Below are 25,667 nucleotides of genomic sequence, written 5' to 3' on the forward strand. Positions count from 1 at the left end.
CATGATCAAAACACGCGCTATTCTCCAGGACCTCGGCGAGGCGCTCGTCAGGTTTCATGATGCATCCGCTGTAGTGACTATCGCGGATCGAGTTCTAGGAGGAGAGCCTAACCTTGGAAACCTCTCGGTTTAGGTAGGCGAGTTGAGAGATTTCAATTCGGCGGTCAATGCGGCGCTGATCCTGCGCGAGATGAAATTCGAAGTCGTGCGGTGGCTCTGGATCAGCCTTCTGGCCCAGTGCAGATGGACACGGGCATTGAACCGGCGTAGATGCCGCAGGAGAGTGAAAGGTGCTCCTTGTCGATGGTGTGCACTAGCGCTTGTTAGAATTCGGTCCGGCAATGGCTTCCGCGCATGCTAAGATCACACAAACGTGCGTTGCAAGGTCCAGGGCCGGTCGCGAATACACGGCTGCCGATCCGATCATCCGTGAACGGCCGGCTCGCCGTCGTCACCGTCAGTGTCTCGGGTCAAATCGGCCAGCAGTCGTACCTTGCACCGCGCTGTTGGGACTGACTGCACGCGCGTGCCCTCCACGCCGCCTCCCGATTTTGTGCTCGACGAACTGACGGCGCCCGGCGTTCGCCCTCTTGTGGCAGATCGGCAGTTCCTTGCTTGAGCAAGGCCGAATGCCGCATTAGGAACCACGGCGTGCGGGAACTCGGAGCGGCGGCGGAGCAGAACTGCCGGAAGCCCTGGCTTGCGAGAGACCTCAGGCAGGCGGCAAGCGCACGCCGGTCCCTCGTTGAAGCAGGGCACGACGACATCCACGCTGGGCAAAGCACCGGTCTTGACCGGGTCGTACGGCGGCAGTGAGGCGCCGATCGCTGGAGCGGGTCCTGCATCAACGCGTCTTGGGATGAGCGCTGCAGATACCAACTTCGTTAAAGGGATCCTCAGCGCGGCGCGGAGAGCTGGTCCCGGTTGTCTGAACAGAATCTCCGCGTCGATAAGTGGAGGCTCTGCCGGGGTTAGTTAGGCCGCCATGCGGATTGGCAGCGGGTTGAAGTAGGCTTGATCCGGTGTGCCGCCGTCAAGGCTCGAGTGAGGACGTCGGCTATTGTAAAAGTCGAGGTATCGGCCGATCGAGGCGCGGGCATCGGACACGCTGTCGTAGGCCCGCAAGTAAACCTCCTCGTATTTGACGCTGCGCCACAGTCGCTCGACGAACACGTTGTCCCGCCAAGCTCCTTTACCGTCCATGCTGATGGCGATGCCGTTGGTGGCGAGCGCGCCGGTGAAGGCCGAGCCGGTGAACTGCGAGCCCTGATCCGTGTTGAAGATTTCAGGCCTGCCGTGACGCGCCAAAGCGTCCTCCAGTGTCTCGACGCAGAACGCCGCCTCCATCGTGATCGAGAGCCGCCACGACAGAACCCGGCGGGTCGCCCAGTCCAGCACGACAGCGAGATACACGAAGCCGCGCGCCATCGGGATGTAGGTGATATCCATTGCCCAGACCTGGTTCGGGCGCGTGATCTCCACGCCGCGCAGCAGATACGGATAGATCTTGTGCCCGGGCTCAGGTTTGGTGGTGCGCGGACGACGGTACAGCGCCTCTATCCCCATCCGCCGCATGAGCGTTTTGACATGCCGGCGGCCGACCTTGCACCCCTCGGCAGCCAGCAGGCCTCGCAACATTCGCGAACCGGCGAAAGGAAACTCCAGATGTAGCCGATCAAGCTGTCGCATTGTCGCGAGATCGTCGGGCGGCACTGGGCGCGGCAGATAATAGACGCTGCTACGGCTGATCTTCAAAACTTCCGCCTGCCTGGTGATCGACAGATCGTGCTCACGGTCGATCATCGCTTTGCGCTCAGCAATCCCGCCTTGGTGAGCGCTCCTTCTAAAAAATCGTTCTCCAGCGTCAGTTCTCCGATCTTGGCGTGCAGCGACTTCACGTCGATCGCAGGCACGGCGGGCGCGGCGCCGCCAGGTCCAAAAACTCCGGAAGCTCCACCCTCCAGCTGGGCTTTCCATGCCGTAATCTGATTGGGGTGAACGTCAAAGTGCTCGGCCAGTTGAGCTATCGTTCGGTCGCCCTTGACAGCGGCCAGCGCCACCTTCGCCTTGAAAGCCGGTGTGTGGTTCCGGCGTGCGCGTCTCGTCATCGTCTCTCCTGATTCGCGGGCCAATCTTGCCCGCCGTCAGGCAGAAACTCCACTTATCGCCCTGTTCAGATTTCCGGAGCCGGCTCTCGGTTCACTGGTCATGAACATCTTCATTGCAAATTCGAGCGACCGGTATGCTCGATCGCGGGCCGCCTGCGGCAAATCAGGAGTTGCGTCAATCGCAGCGCGCGCGTCGCTCATAATCTTATCTTTTGCGGAAAGAAGCTTTGCATCTAGGATTACATGAAGCGTCTCTCGAACTTCAGGTGAGATCGCGCTATCGCCATCAATCAATTCTCGAAACTTCCAAAATATACGCTCGACTGCTACCGTCGACCCGAGAACTGACATTAGCCTTGGTGACATCATTGGCCATCTCCTTCTCCAGCCTGAATCTCGGACTATCCCAGCGAAATTAGACCTGTCCGCGTCTCGCACCGGCGCGCGAGGCAACCCTGAACAGGCGAATGACTGGGATACATGTCGGCTGCTACACCCCGGCCCGCGTGAGACGGACGTTCAAGATATGCTCAGCGTAACTCGCAAGGTGCGATTTGCGAGCAAGGCACTTCTCTTTCCTGCGCTCCAAGCCGTAACTCGGTAGCGTGCGGTGGCTCACGTGCAAAACGGAGGGTATGCGCCGCTTCCCATTTGCCACAATACATGCAGCGGCATCGGAGTTGGACTTCTGCCACGCGCGCGTATTGTGATTGCCTGGGTGGATCGACATCGAGCCTGCCGATCCCGCGACGGTGTGTTGGTCGTGCGCCACGTTGACCTCGATCATCTCTTGATTCTCCATTGGTCATCGGGTCGAGCGCAGAAAGGGGGCGACTTAAACGCGCAGATCATTTTCACGTGCTGGATTCCGTATCTCGGATTGGTTCGTTTCGGCTACCATAACTGTCCTCGCCACTGCACGGCTATGCTGTGCAAACCGTGCATTTCACCCACCAGCGGCCACCGCGCTTCTCCGCGCGCAGCTTGCCGCGGCGGATCCGAGAGAGCACCCCTTCGGGGCTTATGTGGTTCATCGCTGCGTATCGCTGAACAGTGAGGTAGTCCTCATGCAGAGGCGGAGGGGTGCTAATTCCGTGCGCAGCCAGCAGAATGCGCAGCGAAGCCAACTCCGCCAGCACGATCTCGAGCTTACGCGCGATCTCGTCCATCTGGTCGAAGCGCTGCCGGGGCCGCGTCACGACAGGCCCGCCCGTGCGATAAGCCACATCCTGGATTCGTGTGAAATGCGATCGACGAACTGGCGCGCCAAAGCGGGATGAGCGTGAGCCAACTCACCTGGCCAAGCAAACCACTGCGCGGGCAATATCAACACATGCAAAATGGGAGACGCGGCATTTATTGCCCTCGAGACTACACCTTGGTGATGTAGTCGAAAGAATCTCATGCGCGTAAGAGCCACTTGAGCCATAAGAGCGGCCTGACAAATGCATCCGGCTGCGGTGCTCATGGGCCTCGGTGTTGCCATTTATTGCATGGTCAAGGGCGAACTGCTTGGAATCGGCTCACCATCAGTGCTCCGCCGCCATGAGCTCGGAGTGAATCGCAGTTGCTGTGTTGAGGCAGGCATCCAGTGACAGAGATCCAAAGGCGAGCTGACAAAGGAGATAGTTGGCGCCTGCCTCTTCCACGTGATCGAGAAGAGTTTGGCGCACCGAAGCGCGGGATCCGACAACGCACAGTTCACTCTCAATTGCGGCATCCAAGGTTAGGGGCAGGTTGGATGGAGGCGGGATGTCATTGAGGTCGTACAAGAACTTAAAGCTCTTGAGCCAGGTTTCGTAGGCTGGCGCGGCGAGGGAGCGGGCGGCTGCTTCAGAGCTGGCAATTACGACCATGCGGAGTAATGCGAGAAATGGTGCTGAACCGTTGGTGTCATACTTCGCGTTTCCATGAGCGCGATAGCGATCTGTTACTTTGCGAACGGCAGAAGAGGGTCCCATGCACGCCAGATTAGCGCCATTCGCCGCCGCCCAATGCGCGGACTCTGGCCGATTTGTAGCAATCCATGTCGGGGGACAAGGACGCTGGTGAGGTGAAAGCGTCAAAGGAACGTCGCTCAGCGCAAAATGTTGCCCTTTGTACGAGAGCGGGCCGCCATTCATCGCGTTAACGAAGATTTGGGAAGCTTCCTCGTAACGGCTAGAGGCAACATCGGCTCCAACCCCAAAATAGCTCAGTTCGATCGGGAGGGAGCCGCGACCAAGGCCGACCTCGACTCTGCCGCTGCTCAGGTGATCCAACATGCAGATCTCCTCGAATGCCCGCAACGGGTGGTAGAGGTTGAGCAGCATGACCAACGGACCAACGCGAAGTCGCCGTGTGCGTTGTATGACGCTTGACAGAAACAAGTTCGGCGATGGACCGCGTCCATGGGGGGTGCAATGATGCTCTGCCAGATGATAGGCATAGAAACCGAGCCGGTCGTAGGCCTCCACCAGCGCGAGGCGGTCCGCGTATTGCCTGGCGATATCGGGACCGTCCTCGTCAAGATGATCAAAAATGCCGCAGGTCAGGTTTGAGGGAAGAACGTTTCTCACTCAGTTATCTCCTATAGAGAGGACCGGAGTCCGCTAGGTTTTTGGGATTCAAGAAGGGCTCGCTGGCGTGCATATGCTGCGAAGCCGTTCTCAGCAGCTCGCAATGCGCCGACCGGACAACAACTGACTGAGGCCGGTCGCGAAGCTGCATCATGTGTGGGTCCTGTTCGATGACGAACGGGGATCTGTGACCTGAGTGGAAGGGTTCACTAGCCACGGCATCCCACTTTCTTAAGAATGCTGCCGACAGCCGCAAGAAACGCATCCATCTGGCGCTTTGTACCGATGCTAACCCGAATGCACTCTTCCAGGCCGGGATCCGGAAAGAAGGCAACGAGGACGCTCTGGTCTAGCAACGCCGCCTGCCACCATCTGCCACCCTGGCCTACCGGCACACGGGCGAGGAGGAAGTTCGCGTGGGAAGGCGTTACGGAGAACCCAAATTCCGAGAGGGCGGCCGCTACGCGCTGACGCTCAGACCTGACGTGGCGATGGTTCTCCTCGTAGGCGTCGCGATGCGCAAGGACGCTCATGCCTACGGCATGAGCGACCACATTCATGTTAAAAACATTCTGGATGTTGCGAAGCCGCCCAATCAGCTCGGGATGGCCGAAACCGAAGCCGACGCGAATGCCAGCGGCGGAATGACTCTTGGAAAGCGTGCGCAGGACCAGAAGATTCGAATGGCGCTCAATGAGGCGTAGGCCGTCCTCAGGTGCGAAATCGACATAAGCTTCGTCCAATACGATCAATCGGTCAGACCGTGTAACGAGGCGCTCGATCTCAGCGACCGGAACGAAGGTTCCGGTCGGATTGTTCGGATTGGCCAGCAGAATGAACTTGGCATGTTTAGCCGGACCGAAAAGCAGCTCGTCCATCGGCAAGCAGTCGGGTTCAGACCAGGGAATTTCAATGAACCGGGCCCCTTGCAACATCGCAAGCTTGCGATTGAATGAGAAGCCGGGCGACATCATTGCGACGCCGTCGCCCGGGGCAAGAAAGGCTCTGTAAATGAGACTGAGGAGTTCAGACGATCCATTGCCGGCCATCACGCGATCAGTGGCAATCCCATAGGCCGCTGCGGCCGCTTGTCTCAAGCTGACATTGTCGTCTTCTGGATAGCGGTATTGCACCTCAAGAGCTGCAATCGCGCTTCGCATCACGATGGCTGGCAAGGGAAATGGGTTCTCATTCGTGTTCAGTTTCACGCAAGCATTGTCCGCGGTGGGCCGCCCGGACGGCAGAGCATCCAATTCGCGAGCCACCGGCGAGAGCGAGGAAAGCATAGTTTGCAGTTTTGCATCCAATTTGGTGTTTTTCCTTTTGTCGGCGAGGGCAGTTGATGGCCTTCATCGAGCCTACGTGATGCGCGCGCTGTGTTCGGAGCCGGGAAGCGCAAGGCGTGCTTAAATGTGAGGGGTGGGGTGCATAGGCGGGCTCAGATCTAAGCGCCGCACCGGATCCGAGCCCGTCTCAATGCCCGCGGCGATCAGCACGGATCGGATCAGGCGGGCGCACGGCGTTATCCCGGCGAATACCTGTTTCAAGAGGGGAGGAAACGCCACGTCCACTCGGCCGAACAACGCTGCTAACGTGGCTTGAACTCGCGTAATCCGCAGACAGACTGCGCACGCCTGACATGTTGCCACAAGCTACGTTCCTTCTAAAGAAGTCATGGCAGCTCGCTCCCGAGAGCGAGGTGCGCATCAGTGTCACTAGGTGGAAGAAGCCACCGATGTTCGTTGGCCTTACGATTGTGGAAGTGATGCTCACTCCAGTGGTACCAGACGAATGGGAACGTACTCTTCGGGCGGCCGTTCGGGCGCGTACGACAGCTGTGATAGCATTGCCGCGAGGGCGAGAAATGCCGCGACTGCGGCGACTGCGACGCACGTGACCAGCGCGCAATCGCGAGGCCTAGGATGGTTCATCATTCAACGCTCCGTGCGGTGTTGGTGCGGGCGGCCAGGTCTGCGCGACCCCTTCGACGGATTATCGCGCCAGCGGTAATCGATGGACCCAGGGGCGGCATTGTCTCCCTTGGAGTCGAATCGAACCGTGGCAATGGCCTTTCGATTGAGCCCGAGGTTCGGCCGCAAGCGACCCGCGTGGCGTCGACGGTGCCCGCCCGTCTGACCGAGCCTGCCCATGCTTGAGCTGGGGCATAAGCGTAGCCTGCAACCTGCGGCAGATTGGCTTGAAGCCTTGAGCTTGGCGACATCGGCTGCCCCTGCAGCATTCTTCGTCGAGTGCGGCATGGAGGTAAAGGAGCGTGCCGGAGTCGCCGGCAATGGCCAAAGACGTTCATCCACCGAATTGCCCTCGCCCAGCGCTCTCACCGGGAACTTCCAAAAGTGGTGCAGATCATTGGAGTCTCCATCGGCCTAGCCGGCGCTCTGTCCGTCGCCCCGCCGGTGCGTCGATACTTTTAGAAGGTACAATTTGACGCTACGTCCGGATCAAGTACTTCGAAGCGTGCTCGTCGAGCTTGGCAGAGCGAAGTCCCCAAGAGTGCCGACAACGCACATTCGCCAGGCGAATTGCTACGGGCCAACGATCCTCAGTCAGACAAGGATCAGCATCAGCTCATTCAGTTAGAGACATTTGAGCAACCGAGTCCGGGCAGCCGGGTGCGTCAACTCTTTCCGAGCTGGCTTTCCAGCGCGGCGAGGGCGAGATCCAGGTATCGCATGAGGCTCGCATCCCAGCCGGCGAGATTGTGTGGTTCAGTCAATCGCGTCAGCACCTTCAGTATCATCGAGACAGTCGAATCAACTCCTGCGATCTCAGTCAGCAGCGAACGGGCCTGACGCGCGACCGCATTTGGTCGCTCACCGCATGGCGGCTCGCCCCGATCCATGCAGCTTCGTAGCTCGTCCCGAATCTTGCGCCACCGATCTTCGCGGCTAGCGTTAGAGGCGCATGTGCAGATGGCCGAGGGGGTACGTTCCTGAATCCGCGACATTGCATCTAACGTGGCCGGCAGCTCGTCGACACTAACTTCTGTCTCACCTTGCGTCGTCATATTGCGCAATCGATCCCGTAATAATGTCGCCCGCGCGACTTGAATTTCAATTCGCTCGAGATGGTTGCGCAATAGGTCCGTGAGAGACGACCGTCCCTCGATGGCTTTGCGGATCTCAGGAAGCGAGAAGCCGAGCTCACGCAAGGCCCGTATCTGGCAGACGCGTTGTAGGCTTTCACGATCGTACATGCGGTGACCGCCACCGGTACGTTCCGCGACCGTCAACAACCCCGTATGTTCGTAATGATGCAGAGTGCGTACCGTTACGCCGGTCGCCTCTGCAAGTTCTCCAATGCGCCATCGGCGCCGTCGTGGTGTGGCTTTTGTCATGGTCCTCAATTTGCAAGCCTACAACCTGACGTCACGTGAGAATCAAGTGATTTCAATGATCTAGATGATGGTCTCTCGCTGCGAACCCCAGGAGCACTGAGCGCATGCTGTTAATCAATCAGCCGAGACAAGTGCAAGCATCAAGTTCGCCAGCGACGCCAATTCGTCCCTCGCTGCGCGTTGCATCACAAGTCTGGCGATCGCTACGCGATTCTCGCCGGTTCGCATGCATGTCGGTAAAGACCCGATTGCTCGATCAAAAAGGTTTCCCAAGCTCGCGAGATCCTCCGGGTCGTAGACTCCGCTCGGCTTCTCCAACAGTATGCTCCTTTCATTGCGGCACCTTCGCTGCACGTGGGGAAGCCGTTTGGCTGTGGTAGGGCAAAAAGAAGACGGAGCGGCGACGTGCGCGAAAGAATGTGACAGGTGCGTTCGTGTGGTGCCGTTGTGCAACACGGCGTTTACTTCCCTTTTGTCCAACACTGCCTGACCGAAACTGTGCAATTTCCGCTGGATGCTGGCGCAGCAGCGGCCATTTGCTGTCTGATCGCCACGCGAAGCGAAAGCAGGTACATGCCACCCCGCTTGCTCTTGAGACACAGCTTCACGAACGGCTGCCCAGACAAAGTACTGATCTGATCAGATGGGTGGCGCGGCCGCCCGCTCGGCACCTAGCAGCGTTTTCGACGCGCTGCTAGTCTGTTGATGGCTTTGTGGCCGCGAAGGCGTTGTTCGCGCATGGCAACATCGGGTTTTGGAATGCCACAAGATGATGGCTGCTCTTCAACGGCGAAAGTCTGCGACGCAAAGCGCCAGTATAATGAGAGAAGGCGGGCCGCAAAACCATTTCCGGCATGTATCTCAACGCGAGCGCACCTCGCGCGGTTGGCGAAGCGTTACTCGCGATTGAGGACGGAGCCTCGAAGGATCGCTCCGATATCCGTCGGACGTGGAGGCACACTCAAAACGGGCAACACGCCCCCGGCGCCGCGCGGGCGCGCCGGGAAACAACGACGTGCCATAGCTCCTACAGCAATAACTCGCATATCCAGACGTGAGCCGGATCAGTGTTGCGCAGCACAGTCCCTTGCTCGTCCAGAAGCTCACTCACTTTCATTCACGAACAGTATCGCTTTGGTGTGCGAGCGCTGGACATAGATGCTTTGGGTAAGATTGGCAAATCATGTTACCGCACCGAAGTAGCTCTTCGAGGTCAGCGGTGAGTGGCCGCAACTCGGGACCAACGGCGGCGGCATCCCGCGCGCGACGCGCCACGACACTCTCGAATAACACCACTGTCGCGATCCGAAAGGATGACCTGCACCCACCGATCCGATGTGGTGCTTTGGCATTGCTGCTGCGATCACCGGGAGAGTAGACGGCAAGGAGAATGCCCACCGGCAGGTTAAGAGCGGTGTGGGTGCCTGCCAGTGTCCACGTTTGCAGCCTCGATCGCAGGTCTTAGTCTACAACCTGACGCGGTGTACGATTCGAGGGATTTTAGTGCCAAGGCCTGATTTCGTTCATCTGACTGGCCGGATCATTTCGCGAGCTCTGAGCCTCAGCTCATGTAGAACAGTGCGATGCAGCCGTCGTGTCAGGCAAGTCAGGCGGAGCGCCGCCGAACGAGCTGTATGAAGCGCAAGATCGTCACGCCAGCGCGAGATCAAGAGCGCGGCCGACCCGATCAAACTACGCTCAAACGCGCCAATCCGTACACCAGCGAGGACCGGAGCCTCAAGCCTGGCGTAGATCTGGTTAACCGAGATTAGATCGCAAACGGCCGAACAATGCTAGAACGGGCCGTGACATTGGTTGGTCTCGGACGGAGAGACCATCATGGATGCCTCTTGCAAGAACATGTTGCGCATCCAAATGCTTGCAGGATCAGTATTATGAATGGCCGGCCACTGGACGGCCTCGGTGAATGTGAGAAGTCGCAGCGGAGGTTCGATGACCCGCAGGGGCATCGTGTCTGCGAAATGGCTGACCAGTCTTGAGGGCATACTCGCTATACGGTTGGTGCCCAATAACATAGGCGGAATCATACCAAAACCCTGCACTGCGACCTCGGTGCGTATCTTGAAACCATGCTCGAGCAAGAGCCATTCGTGAAAGGAGGGCCTCAGGGAGCCCCCGAACCGGGCTTCCACGTGCCCGATCGACATGTACTTCTCGAACGTAAGTCGCGGCGCCAGCTGCTTGTTCATGGGGCAGCCCACGCAAACGAACGTGTCCTCAAACAGTGCCGCCTTGGGATGCGCACTCGACATGAACATCTCCGGATACATGAGAAAATCGACTTCACCGCGCCGGAGAAGTTCATCGGGTTCCTCTAAGGGCGGCAGCAACTCGAAATTGATCGTCGGAGCTTCCCGCGCGACGCGGTCCACGATTCTTCGAAGAAACACGACAGTCATGAAGTCGGACAGGATGATCCTGAATCGCCGATTCGATTGAGACGGAGTGAAGCCCTCCGGAGAAATGATGGAGAGCTGAATGTGAGCGAGAGCCTCGCGAATTGGGGCTGCGAGCGCTTGAGCCCGCGGCGTTGGGACAAGCTTCCGACCCCTCATCGTGAATAGCTCATCGCGAAAGTAAGTGCGAAGCCGCGCGACGGCAGCACTCATGGCAGGTTGACTGAGGTTGATGCTTCTTGCCGCCGCCGTGAGATTGCCTTGCGTCACCAGGGCGTCGAACGCGACGAGGAGATTCAGATCGAGGCCCTTGAAACGCATAATCTTGAGTGATCCACCGTGTGAATGTGTTCTATCGATACAATCGATTTTACCATTTGTACCGACTGAGGATAGCAAAGGATAGTTTAGCGAGATGCCAGATCTATCAGAATGGTTACAAATCGTAGCGCGTCTCAGCCCAGCGCCAGGGATCGATCAAGACATCTGGACCGTGCGGTCGCAGTTTCGCGCGTGTTGCGCAAGTCCTATCTCGGCGAGCTAGCACGGTGGGGATCCGCAAATGTGCGTGGGCGTATAGGACGAGCAAACCATCGTATGGCTTCGCCAACCCATTCTATACCGGCCGTGTACCGCTGTAGAATTGAGCGAACGCTTAACCTGACCGTAGATTTCCCTCCAGTTGGACCCCTTCGGTTGCGGGTGCCAAATGTGTTTTGGTCGCATCCGATTGCGTCCTTGCTGCGGAGAAATCGTGCCGAACATGCAAGCGAAGCCGTCCTTCGTGAATCTGATGCGAGTTGCGCACACGCTCGACGTCGTATCCATTGTGAATGCAGATCGGTCAGTGCGTGAAGATCTGACAGATATGGTGTTTTCGGCGGGTTACGTACCCGAACCCTTCGAGAGCGCAGACGAGTTCTTGAAATCGGGCCGCCGTTTGATCACGTCGTGCTTGATCGCGGACATGCAGTCGAGCGTGATGAGTGGCTTTGAGCTTTTCCATCATCTGGCTGCATCCGGACGCGCGATTCCCACCGTTCTGCTCACAGACAGCTTCGAAAACGATATGAGGCGAGTCCTGCAAACTGGACTCCAGTTTTTGAGCAAGCCTTTCGAGCGTAGCGAACTGCTGGCGTGCGTCAGGAGCCAGATAATGAATAGGAATTACTCTCTATGAAAATGATCGCGCCCGGATCCACACGGGGTGCTTCGGCGCGCCCTCCAGTTCGTTGGAGGCTGTGCTGGGAGAATGAGCTTCAACTTGCTGACCATATTGAGTTGTCCGACTTCTTCCGGAAGACCTATGGTCCGACCGGGGCATTCAATGCAAAGCCCTTTGAAGGTCATCGAAGCTGGGCCGGCGCAAGGCCTGAGATTCGCGCAATCGGCTACGATGATCGTGGTGTTGCGATTCACATCGGCGCACTGCGCCGCTTCATAAAAGTGGGTGAGGTCGATCTGCTTGTGGCTGAACTCGGATTGTACGGGGTGCGCCCGGATCTCGAGGGGCTCGGCATCAGCCACTCCATCCGCGTGATGTATCCCGTATTGCGAGATCTTGGGGTGCCGTTCGGTTTTGGCACGGTCCGATCTGCCCTGCAGAAACATATTACCAGGCTGCTCGGGCGACAGGGATTAGCGACTGTTCTGCCAGGGCTCCGTGTCCGGTCCGCTCGTCCGGATATCTATCTCACTGTGCCTCCGACGCGCGTGGAGGACGTGGTCGGCCTCGTTCTGCCGATTGCGAGGCCAATGAGCGAATGGCCGGCCGGTGAGATGATTGAACGGAACGGGCCAGAACTGTGACGTCCGCAGACAACGAGACTGAAGCGCGGAGCGACTGCGCCGACTCGGGCGGAGAGCGCTGTGTCTATCTGACGTTTGATGATGGTCCCAACCCGCATTGCACGCCGGCTATCCTGGATGTGCTGGCGCAGCATCGGGCCCCCGCCACTTTCTGCGTGATTGGTGCATATGCAGCGGGCCAGCCGGAGCTGATCCAGCGCATCATTGCAGAAGGCCACGAACTCGCAAACCACACAATGACGCACCCGGATTTATCCAAATGCATGCCGGATGAGGTGGAATACGAGATCCTAACGACGAACAAGGTCATCGGAATGGCCTGCCCGCGAGCCTCTGTGCGGCACATGCGTGCGCCGTATGGGACTTGGACCAAGGAGGCCCTCGCCGTGTCGGCGAAGGCCGAACTGGCAGCCCTGCACTGGTCAGTGGACCCGCAAGACTGGTCTCGTCCTGGCGGCGAGGCGATTGTTGCCGCGGTGCTGGCCTCGGTCCGGCCGGGAGCAATCGTGCTCCTGCACGACGGGTGCCCTCCCGACGAGTTGAAACGCTGCCCTCACTCTAGTCGGCGCGACCAGACCGTGACGGCGCTCGCCCAGCTCATTCCAGCACTGCATGACCTTGGATTTGCAATCCGGTCGCTTCCTCAAACTCACTGAATAGATCAAATCACATGAGCCTGCTTGCCACCATCAGCACCGCTGCTGTTGCCTCCTACGCGTTGCTCTCCAGCGTCCATAAGAGCGCGCAGGCGCTTTATGCGCTGCGAATCGACGCCTCACTGCCGCCGTACGACTCGGTCGACGCCGGTGCTCTGCCCAGCGTGGATATCATCGTGCCCTGCTTCAACGAGGATCCGCGCACGCTGGCGGCCTGCCTGAAATCTCTCGCAAGCCAGGATTACCCAGGGCGATTGCAGGTGTATGTGGTCGATGACGGCTCTGCAAATGTCGCTGCAGTGGCCCCGGTCCATGGGAGCTACGCGTATGACCCGAGGTTCACCGTCATTCTGCTGCCAAGTAACGTTGGAAAGCGTAAGGCGCAGATCGCAGCGATACGCCGATCGTTCGGCGATCTCGTGCTCAACGTCGATTCCGATACGGAAATCGCCAGCGACGTGGTCAGCAAACTCGTACGCAAGATGCAGGATCCAGCCGTCGGCGCGGCCATGGGGCAATTGATGGCCAGCAACCGGAACGACAGCTGGCTGACCCGATTGATCGACATGGAGTACTGGTTGGCTTGCAACGAGGAGCGCGCGGCTCAGACGCGCTTTGGTGCCGTCATGTGCTGCTGCGGGCCGTGTGCCATGTACCGCCGCTCCGCGCTGCTGTTGCTGCTGGACCAGTACGAGACGCAGTTCTTCCGAGGAAAGCCGAGCGACTTCGGTGAGGACCGCCATCTGACGATCCTCATGCTCAAGGCAGGGTTTCGAACCGAGTACGTTCCGGACGCCATCGCCGCCACGGTGGTCCCGGACAGGCTCTTGCCCTATCTGCGGCAACAGCTCCGCTGGGCGCGGAGCACTTACCGCGATACGCTGCTGGGTTTGCACCTGTTGCCCGGCCTGGACCGGTACCTTACGCTCGACGTGCTCGGACAGAACCTCGGGCCGCTGCTGCTCGCCATCTCATCGATTGCCGCGCTCGCTCAGCTCGCGCTCACCGGCACCGTGCCCTGGTGGACCGGTCTGACCATCGTCGCGATGACCATGGTTCGATGCAGCGTGGCGGCCCTTCGTGCCGGCGAGCTTCGATTTATCGGCTTCTCGCTGCACACGCCTATCAACATCTTCCTCCTGCTCCCGATGAAAGCCTATGCGCTCTGTACCTTGAGCAACAGCGACTGGCTCTCGCGCAAAGTAGCGAAATCATCAGACGTCGATGAGTCGAAGGCCTCGATCGAAGACGCGACAAATGGACCAAGCCTTAACCCGGGATCGGAAGCGCCAGGCTCAATTCGCGGGGCAGGTCTTTCGCGCGCTTCCGCGCAGCTGATCGCGTCTGATGGCATTGCCGCCGCGACTGACTGACAGCTTTGTAGGGGATTTAGTGGTGAGCGTGGACAAGACATATCAATCGTTGCAACGGGAGCTGACCAACGATGACCCGTGGCGGCTTGACGACAATCCGTTCGAACGTGAGCGTCACACCCAATTGCTACGACTATCGCTGTCGAACGGCGCCGTCTCAACCGGCCTCGAGATCGGGTGCGCGGCCGGTGCATTCACAGAGAAGCTTGCTCCTCACTGCAAACGGCTCACGGTCATCGATGTTATGCCGCGAGCGATCGGTCGAGCGGTCCAGCGGACCAAGAGGTGGTCGCATATCAGCTGGGCGGCGACCGATATTCTGCAGTTCTCGACCGAAGAGCTGTTCGATCTGATCGTGGTCGCCGAAGTTCTCTACTATCTCGAAGACATGACACGGATGCGTACCGCAATCGACAAGCTGGTGAAGATGCTTGCTCCAGGTGGGCACCTGGTCTTCGGATCTGCACGTGATGCCACCTGCAGGCGATGGGGGCATGTCGCTGGCGCCGAGACAGTCATCACGATGTTGGCTGAAGCGCTCATTGAGGTCGAACGTGTGCAGTGCCAGGGGCAGTCGGCTGACGAAGACTGCTTGTTGGTCCGCTTTCGCAATCCGGAGCGATCTTCGATTTGTTCTAACGGCCGAGCTTGAAAGGACCTACTATGCGCATCTGCGGTATCAAGTTGACGCACGACGGGGCAGTCGCTCTGATCGAGGACGGCCGGGTGGTGTTTTGTGTCGAACAGGAGAAGCTGAACAACAATCCGCGTTATCAAACCATCGACAACCTGGATGCCGTTGTTGACGCCTTGGCGGAGCACGGGCTGGATCCGAGCGATGTTGATCAGTTCGTCATTGATGGCTGGGATGGAGAGTTCGAGTCACAGTTTGAAGTCCTTAGTGGGACGACGACCATCAAGCTCAAGGGCGCGCCGTATGTCGAACGGCAAGGCGATAGCCCCCTGACGTCCCGCGATCGGATCGGCCTCATGCTTGATGGGAAGCTATATCCCTATCAAAGCTATCCCCATGTTACCGGGCACGTAGCATCCGCATACTGCGCCAGCTCGTTTGCCAAATCCGGACAATCTGCTTTCTGCTTGGTGTGGGACGGCTGCATGTTTCCGCGCCTCTACTATGTAGAGCCCCACGGCATCCGGTTCATCGAGTGCCTGTTTCCGATAATAGGTCACGCCTATGCGACGGCAGGACACCACTTTGGACCTTACAGGCGGGCAGACCGGACCAGCTGGGATCTCGGTATTGCCGGCAAGCTGATGGCCTATATCGCACTGGGATCGCCCGACGAGGATTGTATTAAGACGTTTCATGAACTTTATGAGGCGCACTTTGCCACGGATGCTGAGGGTGCTTGTCCCGAGCTTGAAGAGATCAACAGCTCACAATCGCCACTTGAAGCTCTGCACGACTTCTTCGATGCGTGCGCAATGCGATTGAAGGAAAAACAGGCCCAAGACGTCCTTGCGTCATTTCACGTGTTTCTAGAGCGTCTGCTGGTTCGCACCATTGCTGATGTGGTGGAGCGGCATTCGAATCTTGCGGGGGCGCGTAACCTCTGCATAGCCGGCGGCTGTGGCCTGAATATTAAGTGGAATAGTGCATTTCGTGCGACAGGCCTGTTCGATTTCGTGTGGGTGCCGCCCTTTCCGAACGACAGCGGCTCAGCCATTGGTGCTGCTTGCTCTGCATTGGCGGCACAGCAAGGCTTTAGAGCTCTGGAATGGTCGGTCTACAGCGGACCGGCCGTGCGTCCCAGCGAAGTCCCGCCCGAATGGGAGGGCGCGCCCTGCACTATGGGCCAACTTGCGGCAATCCTCGCTTGCGACAAGCCCGTGGTCTTCCTTGCCGGGCGTGCCGAGCTCGGGCCGCGAGCCTTGGGTGGCAGAAGCATTCTCGCGGCTGCGAGCTGGGAAGGAATGAAAGATCATCTCAACGATGTCAAACTTCGTGAGCATTTCAGGCCGGTAGCGCCGATATGCCTGGAGGATCGTGCCGCGGAGATTTTTAGCCCTGGAATACCCGATCCGTACATGCTGTTCGATCACCAGACGCGACCAGAATGGCGGGACAAAATTCCCGCCGTCGTGCATCTCGATGGATCTGCTCGTCTACAAACCGTTTCTAGAACCTCTCAGCATAAAGTGGCCGAGCTTCTCGTCGAATACGAGAAGCTCACAGCCATTCCGCTGCTTTGCAATACCAGCGCCAATCTGCATGGACGCGGCTTTTTCCCGGATGCTGCCGCCGCGTGCCAGTGGGGACGCGTCGATCACGTATGGTGTGACGGCCTGCTTTGGACAAAAAAGCGCGCAAGCGGGGAAGCGGCGGGAACAACGTCCGTCGCGATGGCGTAAGCAGATGTCAACCGCGGCAGTCGACCTTTTCCAGGTGAGCAAGTTCTACGACGACAGGGTCGTCGTGGACGCTCTTTCGTTTACGGTCTCGCCGGGAGAGTGCTTCGGTCTGCTGGGACCAAACGGCGCGGGTAAAAGCACGCTTGCGCGTTTGATCCTGGGTGTTGCATCGCCCGACGCAGGTAAGATATGCGTGCTCGGCGAGCCAGTGCCGGCGCGGGCGCGCTTGGCGCGCCGGGGGATCGGGGTTGTCCCACAGTTCGATAACCTTGATCTTCAGCTCACGGTGCGCGAAAACTTGCTCGTTTTCGGGCGCTACTTCGCCATGAGCGCGGCTGAGGTGGAAGCGGTCACGCCGTCACTGCTCGAATTCGCACGCCTGGAGAACAAGGCGGACGCGCGAGTCGCCGAACTGTCCGGCGGCATGAAGCGACGCCTGACGTTGGCACGGGCCCTCATTAACGATCCGCAGCTCTTGGTCCTTGATGAGCCGACGACCGGCCTCGATCCGCACGGCCGTCACCTGATTTGGGAACGCTTGCGCTCGTTATTAGGGCGCGGCAAAACGATCCTTCTCACCACCCACTTCATGGAAGAGGCGGAGCGATTGTGCGACCGCCTGTGCGTGCTCGAGCACGGCCGTAAGATCGCCGAAGGTCAGCCTCGAGCGCTGATCGAGCAGCAGATCGGCTGCCAAGTGATCGAGATTTACGGCGGCAACCCGCACGAACTGCTGCCGCTGGTCAGACCCCAAGTGCAGCGCGCTGAGGTGAGCGGGGAGACGCTGTTCTGCTATGTCACGGATCCAGAGCAGGTGCGCCTCCGGCTTGTCAACCGCACGGATCTGCGCTTTCTGCAGCGTCCTCCAAATCTGGAGGATGTGTTCTTGCGGCTAACCGGGCGAGAGATAAAGGACTGAACGATGTGGCAACGTTTTGCGCCGGCGCTCCCTGCTAATCCATGGAACTGGATGGCGGTATGGCGCCGCAATTTTCTGGTTTGGCGGAAAGTTGCTCTGGCATCGGTTCTTGGGAATCTGGCCGAGCCGATGAGCTCTCTGTTCGGTCTCGGTTTTGGCCTTGGAATGATCATAGGTGGTGTTGAGGGCACCTCATACATCTCGTTTCTGGCGGCTGGAATGGTTGCCACAAGCGCGATGGTCTCCGCAACCTTCGAAACGATCTATGCGGCTTACGCTCGCATGCAGACAAATTGCACCTGGGAGGCAGTGCTCTGTACGCCCCTTACGCTCGGCGACATTGTCCTCGGTGAAGTGGCCTGGGCAGCGAGCAAGGCCTTGCTCGCCGGGACCGCGATCACGATTGTGGCCGTCGCGCTGGGTTACGCAGAGTGGTCATCCATTCCCTATGCGTTACCAGCCATCGCCCTCACTGGCGTTACTTTCGCGAGCCTCGCAATGGTCGTTTCAGCACTTGCACCGAGCCACGACTATTTCATCTTCTACCAGTCGCTTATTCTTACGCCCATGATGTATTTAAGCGGGACGATCTTCCCAATGAGCCAGTTGCCCGGTTCATTTCAACGCATCGCAGCCTTATTGCCGCTGAGTCATTCGGTCGATCTCATTCGTCCAACAATGCTTGGTCGACCGGTTGACAGCGTCGGATTGCATGTGGGCGCACTTTGCATCTACGCAGCAGTTCCCTTCCTCGTCTCGGCCGTGCTCCTTCGGCAGCGCCTGATGCGGTGAGAGGAATAAGATCTAAAGCGAAGCATCGCGTGTGCGAGATGAGATATCGGGCTTAGCGAATTTCCAATCGCGTGCGACGCTTATATGCGTCTCGTCAGCTAGCGATGCCTGATCGGCCTCGCGCGGCCTACTCCCAAAGCAAGCGATACGAAATAGGCCAACAGGCCTCTCAGGATTAACGGAGAACAAGATGCTGTGTCTAGGATTGAGTGGCGGCCTCGACAGGGTCTATGAAAACCCCCTTGGGCTGCCGGGCACGTTTCTGCACGACGGCGCCGCGGTACTTGTCAAGGACGGGCGCGTGATCGCTGCCGTGGAAGAGGAGCGCCTTAACCGGATCAAACATTCAAACAAGCTCCCGAGCAGTGCGATCGAATACTGTCTTGCAGCCGCGGGTGTGGAGCTTCGCGACGTCGATCGTATTGCGTTCTACGCTACTGAAGCCTATTGCAATGCAATGCTCGAACGGTTGTTCATCTCACAACCGGAAATCTCAATTCCCCTAGATGCGAATCTGCTGCTACGGCACCTTCTAGCCACGGAGTTCGGTACCCAAGTTGATCCTTCCCGGGTGTCATTCGTAGGCCACCATCAGTCCCACGCCGTGAGCGCTCTGGCGATGTCGGGTTTTGAAGATAGCCTGGTCCTCGCGATCGACGGTTGTGGCGACTTCCTGTCGGGTCTCTTGGCTGTCGGGTCAGGCAGCGAAATGACCGAGCTTATGACATTTCCAGAGAATAACTCTCTCGGACTGTTCTATCTGGAGACGATCCGATATCTCGGCTACGGCCTGTTCGACGAGTATAAGGTTATGGGACTGGCTCCTTACGGAGATCCCGCACGCTATCGCGAGCTCTTTTCCCAATTCTATGAGCTCTGCGCAAACGGTGGCTACCGCGTTCACCTCGAACGTATCGGCCCAGCATTGCTGCACAATATCGAGGTCCGGCGAAAGGGAATGCCGTTCACCCAACAGCATCGAGATGTGAGCGCATCGTTGCAGGAGGCGCTGGAGCGGATCGTGTTTCACATTCTGCGGCATTACCGTGAGTCGACCGGAATGAAACGGTTGTGCCTGGCTGGCGGGGTGGCCCATAACTGCACGCTGAACGGAAAACTCCTGTATTCAGGCCTGTTCGAAGACATCTTCGTGCAGCCGGCTGCGCATGACGCCGGATGCGCATTGGGCGCGGCGCTGATGGTGTCGAACGAGGCCGGGCAGCCTGCGCCCCGTGAGCGGCTACAGGCGGTTTATTGGGGGCCAGATGTCGGCAGCGACGATAGCATCGAAAAGGAACTGAAGGGATGGGCCGGACACCTCGAGTTTGAACGGACCGCTGACGTCGCAACCAGAGCAGCCGAGTGGATGGTTGATGGCGCCGTGATCGGGTGGGTGCAGGGCCGATCGGAGTTCGGCCCTCGTGCGCTCGGCAACCGTAGTATTCTTGCGGACCCGAGGCCCGCGGCGAACAAGGACCGGATCAATGCGATGGTCAAGAAGCGCGAGAGTTATCGACCATTTGCACCATCAGTTCTGGAGGAGGATGCGGGCGCGTTCTTTGAGTTGCCGGATGGTCGCGCAGAATACCCCTTCATGAATTTCGTCGTTCGCGTGCGGGAATCCAAGCGTGCTTTGCTGGGCGCGATCACGCATATCGATGGTACGGCTCGGCTGCAGACGGTTTCCCGCACGAACAATGCCGCCTATTGGGAACTCATCAATGCGTTCAAGAGCCGGACAGGCGTCCCGATTTTGCTTAACACGTCGTTCAACAACAATGCCGAACCGATCGTAAATTCCGTTGCCGATGCGATTACGGCGTTTTTGTCAACCGAGCTGGATGGCCTTGTAATCGGTTCATTCCTCGTCAAAAAGCGGGCGACAACGCTCGAAAGCTGGACTGCACTCGCTGTATCACTGCCGCCCCATGTATCTCTTTACCGGGTTCGCGCTCATGCGGGCCGAGAACGCCAGGAGACAGTCTGCGAGATCCGCATGGGTCACTCCGGCCAGGAGAGCGTGCGCGTCTCGCATGACCTGTTCGACATGCTGATGCAAATTGAGAAGGAAGCTGTTCTTGCCGATCTTCTCGCCAGGGTCACCTCTGACAGGACTAGGCGAGAAGCTCTCGTGAACGAACTGCGTGGGCTCTGGGATCTCCGCCGTATACGGCTGCATCCGTCACCGACTGCGTGATTGCAAAAGGTGAGCAATGCGGAAGAGGGCTCTTTGGAGGCCTCTCGCATGACCTCCCAAACGCGGTGCCGTGGAGGAGGGTTGCGGGTTGATCGCCTTGCGTCCCGGTGACCAGCCGTCCACTGGCGTGGATCGGAATCGCAGATGCTAGGTGCGCCACACAAAGCTGATCTTGCACAACGAGAAGGGTTTGATAACTTGACCAAGGAACGCTTTGTTATTTCTCGGAGGCGTACCGGCTTCGGTGACTGCCTCTGGTCATTGGCGTCGGCCTGGTCGTACGCGCAGCGGACCGGGCGGACGCTCGTCGTTGACTGGCGCGGTTCCTGCTACATCGACCGACCGTTCAGCAACGCCTTTCCGGTGTTCTTCGAGCCGGTTGAGGACATCGCTGGGGTACCGGTGATTTGCGATGACCGGATCAACCAGCTCTCGTTTCCCGGACCGTTCTTCCCGCGGTGGTGGAATAGGCCGTCGATCGACTGCATCAATCGTCCGGATGAGCAGATCTTCCGAGAACGTGACGAACTGACCGAGCTGTTCCAGGCGAGAGAAGATAACGAAGCCAACACCATTGTCTGTGACGCCTGCCTAATGTGGCGTTGTGGCGAGGCAGCCGAACGACTGATCTTTCGGAACATCAAGCTCAGGTCTGAGATTCAAGCGCGGATCGACGCCTTGTATGAGGAACATTTTAGCGGCCATAGCATCATTGGCGTTCATGTTCGGCACGGCAATGGCGAAGATATCATGGAGCATGCGCCGTACTGGGCCGATTCGGAGCTCGCCCTTCGTCAGGTTTGCATGGCAATCCGTAAAGCCAAGGCTTTGCCATATCCAAAGCCTGTAAAGGTCTTCCTGTGCACGGACAGTGCACAGGTGCTCGATCGCCTATCGGGTCTGTTTCCCGATGTCTTCGCCGTACCAAAACGTTTCCAGGCCGATCGGGCAGGGCCGTTGCATAGTGCGGAAATGGGAATTGAAGGTGGAGCTTCCGCTCTCATCGACATGTATCTTCTTGCGCGGTGCGCTACCGTGATCCGCTTTCCCCCCACCAGCGCCTTCACGCGCTATGCCCGTCTGCTCGTGCCACGGATTATTGAATTCGACCAGAGCAATCCGGAGCGCTTGGCCCTGATCGATAATCCATACGAGCATTTCGCGGCTTCCTGAAGCGCCAGAATGTGCGCCTGAACAATGACGGGCTAGATCATCGGTCTGATACTGCTGGCTTCGACACGGTCGAGTTTCGCAACGTGTCGCAGGAACGTTGGATGGCGACTTCCGTCCCGCAAGCGACGGCTGACCGGCGCACTACCATGGATGCGGTGCGGTGGGAGGGCGAACGCCTGAGAAGCGTAAGGCGGATGCCAGCGAGGGCCGGCGGTCTTGCCCGGCAACACTTCGGGCCCTCCGGTGCAAGTCGAGTCGCGCGGAGAGCTTACAGTTCTGTCATCCTCCAGCCAAGTCCGCCGTCGCTGGCCAGACGGTGAAAAGCACGGCAATGGCGGTCCGGGTCGCCGAGGAAATCTGACGTAACAGACAGTCACGACAGAATGTCCCAGCAGCAAGGAGGCGCGTCCGGTAGATGGATCGCCTTTGCTGGGCAGGGCTTTCGTTTTCTGGACGACGGCCTTTGTTCATGCTCCGCTCGCGGAGTCCTTTCGGACGGAGGTGTGATGAACCGCGCGGCCGGCGGCCCATCGGTATTGCTCAAGAGCCGTATGTGCCGCCGCGCGTAACCAGGCCGAGAGCAACTTGGACGAACCGGCCATTAAATCCTGATCTCCGCCCGCAGCTAATCTCTCGTCTAGCGCGCATGACCCACAGACCACTCGTGGAGTGGTGACGCAGTCAGCTCGCCATGGAAACCCCACGTAGCGCACGCAGTGGGCAGCACCCGGGAGCTCGACGACAGCCATTGCTGCGGCGCTGCCGGTGTCGCAAAGCAAACAGGCCAGATGTTCGGAACCAGCCATTTGCGTCGTAAAAGCGCGCCACCTGTGCCCTGCTTCGCTCTGGCCCGGATCCTGCACCAGGTGCACGGGCGAGGGGAGCGGAAGGGAGTCGCGTGTGAATCTAGGTCTACCAGATGACAACGCGGTCGCAGCTAAATCGTCGGAAACGGACCCTCGTGGTCCAATTCACGCCGATGGAGCGGGCCGTCCGCTGCGTGAGCGGAAGACGCTGGTATTGACCGGGGCATCGCGCGGTATCGGTCGCGCCACGGGAAGATTGTTTTCGGAAGCCGGTTGGCGCATCATTTCTTGCGCGCGCCAACCATTCGACGCGGTGCGCTGCCCATGGGACTCAGAGGGGGATAGCTATATCGAAGTCGACCTGAGCGATCATCGGACGCTACCGCGCGTGGTTGCCCAGATAAAGGAGCGCCTTGCCGGCGCACCGCTGCAGGGACTGATAAACAATGCCGGAAACTCGCCAAAAACGCCAAACGGTGCCCGGCTCACGTCGCTGGCGACCTCAGTCGATACCTGGATGAGCGTGTTCCACCTCAATCTGGTGGCGCCGATCCTGCTCGCTCAAGGTCTGTTCGATGAGCTAAAAGCGGCGTCAGGCTCGATCGTCAATGTGACTTCGATCGCCGGAGCGCGGGTGCATCCATTTGCAGGCACGGCATATGCCACGTCGAAAGCTGCGCTCGCTTGTCTCACGCGCGAAATGGCGCACGACTACGCCTCACATGGCATTCGCGTCAATGCGATCGCGCCCGGCGAAATCAAGACGGACATTTTGTCGCCTGATACGGAAGCGCATCTTGTGCCAAAGATCCCACTACGCCGGGTGGGTACACCCGAAGAGGTCGCCAAGGTCATTTTCTTCCTATGTTCAGATGCGGCAAGTTATGTCACGGGTGCCGAAGTGCCGATCAATGGCGGGCAACACTTGTGAGTGAATCCGTTCCTGGCGAACCCGACTAACTCAGCTTCATCGATCGAAGCCATGTTGGCCGGGCGAATCCGCGCAGCGAGTTGGAAAGAATAAGCGCAAAATCTAGTCACTGTAAGTGCTGCCGGCGTGCCATGAAGAGCCGTCATCTCTCGCCCCCGGCCTGAGAATTGGATGTCAGATCGAGGCAGGCATGCAACACGAGTCTAACAAGTCCGATCGAGGTGATGGGGAGGATCAAGAAAGGAACGGAGAAGTCACTATGCTGGACAGCGTTTCCCTGAGCGAAACACCAAACTCAACCTCCGGCGCGGACCCTTCCGCTTCTATTCTGCCGTCGCAAGAGAAATCGCTAAGCACGATCTTTGAAATAGCGCACACGCTCACTGGCCTATCCCGGCTCGAAGCCAAGCTGGCGAGCGTCATCGAGCGGCTGCCATCGCTCGTGCAGATGCGGCGCGGCATCGTATGTCTGTTCGAACATGACGGGCTGCCCGAGATCATCGTAGACGACGGCCGGAGCGAAGGGCGCGACGCGCGTTGCGGGGGGCGCTTGCCGCAAGGAGCAATTGATCAAATTGTGGCGACGGGGCGGCCGCTCATCGTCGAGAACGTAGCGCTGCATTCGATCTTCAGTTTTTCGGAAGTCGAGATGATGCTAGACGCCGCCCGTAATACGTGTGTTGCCTTCATCGGGGTTCCCATAGAGATCGACGAGAAAGTTGTGGGTACGCTGAGCATCGACCGCATCGCAGACAACGGGACGCATGCGCAGCTCGAGGACGACCTCCGCCTGCTGACGATGGTCGCAAGCCTTCTGGGCCAGACGGCAAAGCTGCATTGCACCTTTGTGCGCGACCGCGGGCGGCTTATGGACGAGGAGTTCGGGCTGCAGACGCAGCCTTCGTCCGAGCTCAAGCCTCATGGCCGGGAGCGTAAGAAGGTCCAAGTCGAGGGAATTATCGGCGACAGTCCGGCGCTGCGCGCGATGCTTGAGAAGATCGAGCTGATCGCAAAATCGAATAGCACCGTTCTGTTGCGTGGCGAATCGGGCACCGGCAAAGAGCTGGTAGCGAAGGCTATTCACGAGCGTTCAGCGCGCGCCAAACGCCCCTTTATCAAGCTGAATTGCGCAGCCCTCACCGAGACGGTGCTGGAATCCGAATTGTTCGGTCACGAGAAGGGGGCGTTTACGGGCGCATTCAACGCGCGCAAGGGTCGCTTCGAACTCGCGGACAAGGGAACGTTGTTTCTGGATGAGATTGGCGAGATCTCGGCGTCGTTCCAGGCGAAACTCCTGCGCGTGCTTCAGGAGCAGGAGTTCGAGCGGGTGGGCGGCAATCAGACGATCAAAGTCGACGTCCGCGTGATTGCTGCCACGAACAAGAATCTTGAAGAGGCGGTGGCAAGGAAGGAGTTTCGTGCCGATCTCTATTATCGCATTAGCGTGGTTCCTCTGCTACTGCCGCCGCTGCGCGAAAGACGCACTGATATTCCGCTTCTCGCCGTTCGATTCTTGAAGAACTTCAACAATGAGAACGGCCGTGCTCTGGTCTTCGAGTCAAGTGCGATTGACGTTCTTATGAATTGCGGATTTCCCGGTAATGTCCGTGAGCTGGAGAACTGTGTGCAGCGGACCGCGACCCTGGCGCACGGATCGTCGATCGTAAGAGACGATTTTGCCTGCTGCCACGGGCAATGCCTGTCGGCCACGCTATGGAAGTGCGGGCTGGAGCAAGTGGCACGACAGCCGAGCCCGATAATCTCACTTCCCGCGAGGCTGAGCATGCCGCCGACACAAGCTGTGGCACACGTTCAGCCGGTCGGTAGCGAACTGACGCCGCTAGAGCCACCCGGCCGACACAACATAGGTGCCGCCAAGGTCACAGATCGCGAGCGCGTAGTCGCCGCGATGGAAAGGTCCGGGTGGGTACAGGCCAAGGCGGCGCGCTTGCTTGGACTGACGCCGCGCCAGATTGGCTATGCCTTGAGAAGGCAAGGTATCGAGATCAAGCGCTTCTGAATAAAAAGTCGGCTGGCGTGTCTCTCGATCGCCGGGCGCGGTAGGAGAGCGTGCGCAAGAGGCGGTACTCTGGTCCATGAAGCGGATACGAAACCGATGTGCTCTGCTTGGGAGGCCATGCCGGGAGCGTAAGCCATCTTCGCGTCAGCCGCGTGCTGGTCATCGTCTGCTTGCAAT

At 58.8% G+C, this 25,667-nt stretch carries 19 protein-coding genes; 12 read left to right on the forward strand and 7 right to left on the reverse strand.

Annotation, left to right across the window (positions count from 1 at the left end; genetic code table 11):
* Window positions 1–975 precede the first annotated feature (975 nt).
* The 7 genes from IVB45_RS06435 to IVB45_RS06465 form a co-directional block, all read right to left on the reverse strand.
* Window positions 976–2,108, reverse strand: a protein-coding gene (locus tag IVB45_RS06435; RefSeq protein WP_247360333.1) for an IS3 family transposase whose coding sequence is annotated in 2 segments (ribosomal slippage) — window positions 976–1,853 and window positions 1,853–2,108 — 1,134 coding nt in all. Because the reading frame shifts where the segments join, the coding sequence is not laid out codon by codon here.
* A 36-nt stretch (window positions 2,109–2,144) separates the two neighbouring features.
* Entirely contained in the window at window positions 2,145–2,477 is a 333-nt protein-coding gene (locus IVB45_RS06440) for a hypothetical protein (RefSeq protein WP_247807604.1), read from the reverse strand.
* A gap of 554 nt (window positions 2,478–3,031) precedes the next feature.
* A complete protein-coding gene (locus IVB45_RS06445; RefSeq protein WP_247340011.1) occupies window positions 3,032–3,277 on the reverse strand; it encodes a hypothetical protein in 246 nt (81 codons plus the stop codon).
* Window positions 3,278–3,637: 360 nt separating this feature from the next.
* Entirely contained in the window at window positions 3,638–4,666 is a 1,029-nt protein-coding gene (locus IVB45_RS06450; protein ID WP_247363269.1) for an LLM class flavin-dependent oxidoreductase, read from the reverse strand.
* Window positions 4,667–4,875: 209 nt separating this feature from the next.
* Entirely contained in the window at window positions 4,876–5,952 is a 1,077-nt protein-coding gene (gene hisC, locus IVB45_RS06455; RefSeq protein WP_247363271.1) for a histidinol-phosphate transaminase, read from the reverse strand.
* A gap of 1,349 nt (window positions 5,953–7,301) precedes the next feature.
* Entirely contained in the window at window positions 7,302–8,021 is a 720-nt protein-coding gene (locus tag IVB45_RS06460; RefSeq protein ID WP_247363268.1) for a MerR family transcriptional regulator, read from the reverse strand.
* Window positions 8,022–9,814: 1,793 nt separating this feature from the next.
* Complete coding sequence (locus IVB45_RS06465) at window positions 9,815–10,759, reverse strand: LysR family transcriptional regulator (RefSeq protein WP_018455472.1); 945 nt, start codon at window positions 10,757–10,759, stop codon at window positions 9,815–9,817.
* Window positions 10,760–11,201: 442 nt separating this feature from the next.
* On the opposite strand from IVB45_RS06465, the gene IVB45_RS06470 reads away from it, so the two are divergent.
* The 12 genes from IVB45_RS06470 to nifA all read left to right on the forward strand — a co-directional run bounded on the left by IVB45_RS06470 (window position 11,202) and on the right by nifA (window position 25,490).
* Window positions 11,202–11,618 (forward strand): response regulator, encoded by a 417-nt coding sequence (locus tag IVB45_RS06470; RefSeq protein ID WP_247289263.1) that lies wholly within the window; start codon window positions 11,202–11,204, stop codon window positions 11,616–11,618.
* The gene (locus IVB45_RS06475) at window positions 11,615–12,247 is read left to right on the forward strand and encodes a NodA family N-acyltransferase (RefSeq protein WP_018455474.1); all 633 of its coding nucleotides are present in this window, start codon (window positions 11,615–11,617) and stop codon (window positions 12,245–12,247) included. Before IVB45_RS06470 ends, IVB45_RS06475 begins: the two co-directional genes overlap by 4 nt.
* Window positions 12,244–12,903 carry a chitooligosaccharide deacetylase NodB gene (gene nodB, locus IVB45_RS06480; RefSeq protein WP_018455475.1) on the forward strand — a complete coding sequence of 220 codons (660 nt, stop codon included), beginning with the start codon at window positions 12,244–12,246 and terminating at the stop codon, window positions 12,901–12,903. Before IVB45_RS06475 ends, nodB begins: the two co-directional genes overlap by 4 nt.
* Before the next feature lie 14 nt (window positions 12,904–12,917).
* Complete coding sequence (nodC, locus tag IVB45_RS06485; RefSeq protein ID WP_247363267.1) at window positions 12,918–14,276, forward strand: chitooligosaccharide synthase NodC; 1,359 nt, start codon at window positions 12,918–12,920, stop codon at window positions 14,274–14,276.
* Window positions 14,277–14,298: 22 nt separating this feature from the next.
* Window positions 14,299–14,928, forward strand: a complete 630-nt coding sequence (nodS, locus tag IVB45_RS06490; protein WP_018455477.1) for a nodulation methyltransferase NodS — start codon at window positions 14,299–14,301, stop codon at window positions 14,926–14,928.
* An 11-nt stretch (window positions 14,929–14,939) separates the two neighbouring features.
* Complete coding sequence (gene nodU / locus IVB45_RS06495; RefSeq protein WP_018455478.1) at window positions 14,940–16,652, forward strand: nodulation protein NodU; 1,713 nt, start codon at window positions 14,940–14,942, stop codon at window positions 16,650–16,652.
* 4 nt (window positions 16,653–16,656) lie between these two features.
* Window positions 16,657–17,571 (forward strand): nodulation factor ABC transporter ATP-binding protein NodI, encoded by a 915-nt coding sequence (gene nodI, locus IVB45_RS06500; RefSeq protein ID WP_018455479.1) that lies wholly within the window; start codon window positions 16,657–16,659, stop codon window positions 17,569–17,571.
* A gap of 3 nt (window positions 17,572–17,574) precedes the next feature.
* Window positions 17,575–18,363 carry an ABC transporter permease gene (locus IVB45_RS06505; RefSeq protein ID WP_026232959.1) on the forward strand — a complete coding sequence of 263 codons (789 nt, stop codon included), beginning with the start codon at window positions 17,575–17,577 and terminating at the stop codon, window positions 18,361–18,363.
* A gap of 190 nt (window positions 18,364–18,553) precedes the next feature.
* Complete coding sequence (locus IVB45_RS06510) at window positions 18,554–20,560, forward strand: carbamoyltransferase (protein ID WP_247363266.1); 2,007 nt, start codon at window positions 18,554–18,556, stop codon at window positions 20,558–20,560.
* A 198-nt stretch (window positions 20,561–20,758) separates the two neighbouring features.
* Entirely contained in the window at window positions 20,759–21,733 is a 975-nt protein-coding gene (locus tag IVB45_RS06515) for a nodulation protein NodZ (RefSeq protein ID WP_247363265.1), read from the forward strand.
* Between the two features lie 900 nt (window positions 21,734–22,633).
* Window positions 22,634–23,470, forward strand: coding sequence for an SDR family oxidoreductase (locus IVB45_RS06520; RefSeq protein WP_247363263.1), 837 nt, complete (start codon window positions 22,634–22,636; stop codon window positions 23,468–23,470).
* Between the two features lie 259 nt (window positions 23,471–23,729).
* Window positions 23,730–25,490: a nif-specific transcriptional activator NifA gene (nifA, locus tag IVB45_RS06525; RefSeq protein ID WP_247363262.1), complete on the forward strand. Its 1,761-nt coding sequence runs from the start codon at window positions 23,730–23,732 to the stop codon at window positions 25,488–25,490.
* Window positions 25,491–25,667: the final 177 nt, after the last annotated feature.

The sequence above is a fragment of the Bradyrhizobium sp. 4 genome (genome assembly GCF_023100905.1).
Taxonomy (GTDB): domain Bacteria; phylum Pseudomonadota; class Alphaproteobacteria; order Rhizobiales; family Xanthobacteraceae; genus Bradyrhizobium.

What these genes read in the sequence shown, in the direction of transcription:
- IVB45_RS06440 (WP_247807604.1), bottom strand. Translation starts at nt 2,477, where the DNA reads ATGATGTCACCAAGGCTAATGTCAGTTCTCGGGTCGACGGTAGCAGTC.
- IVB45_RS06445 (WP_247340011.1), bottom strand. Translation starts at nt 3,277, where the DNA reads ATGGACGAGATCGCGCGTAAGCTCGAGATCGTGCTGGCGGAGTTGGCT.
- hisC (WP_247363271.1), bottom strand. Translation starts at nt 5,952, where the DNA reads ATGCTTTCCTCGCTCTCGCCGGTGGCTCGCGAATTGGATGCTCTGCCG.
- IVB45_RS06460 (WP_247363268.1), bottom strand. Translation starts at nt 8,021, where the DNA reads ATGACAAAAGCCACACCACGACGGCGCCGATGGCGCATTGGAGAACTT.
- IVB45_RS06465 (WP_018455472.1), bottom strand. Translation starts at nt 10,759, where the DNA reads ATGCGTTTCAAGGGCCTCGATCTGAATCTCCTCGTCGCGTTCGACGCC.
- IVB45_RS06470 (WP_247289263.1), top strand. Translation starts at nt 11,202, where the DNA reads ATGCAAGCGAAGCCGTCCTTCGTGAATCTGATGCGAGTTGCGCACACG.
- IVB45_RS06475 (WP_018455474.1), top strand. Translation starts at nt 11,615, where the DNA reads ATGAAAATGATCGCGCCCGGATCCACACGGGGTGCTTCGGCGCGCCCT.
- nodC (WP_247363267.1), top strand. Translation starts at nt 12,918, where the DNA reads ATGAGCCTGCTTGCCACCATCAGCACCGCTGCTGTTGCCTCCTACGCG.
- nodU (WP_018455478.1), top strand. Translation starts at nt 14,940, where the DNA reads ATGCGCATCTGCGGTATCAAGTTGACGCACGACGGGGCAGTCGCTCTG.
- nodI (WP_018455479.1), top strand. Translation starts at nt 16,657, where the DNA reads ATGTCAACCGCGGCAGTCGACCTTTTCCAGGTGAGCAAGTTCTACGAC.
- IVB45_RS06505 (WP_026232959.1), top strand. Translation starts at nt 17,575, where the DNA reads ATGTGGCAACGTTTTGCGCCGGCGCTCCCTGCTAATCCATGGAACTGG.
- IVB45_RS06510 (WP_247363266.1), top strand. Translation starts at nt 18,554, where the DNA reads ATGCTGTGTCTAGGATTGAGTGGCGGCCTCGACAGGGTCTATGAAAAC.
- nifA (WP_247363262.1), top strand. Translation starts at nt 23,730, where the DNA reads ATGCTGGACAGCGTTTCCCTGAGCGAAACACCAAACTCAACCTCCGGC.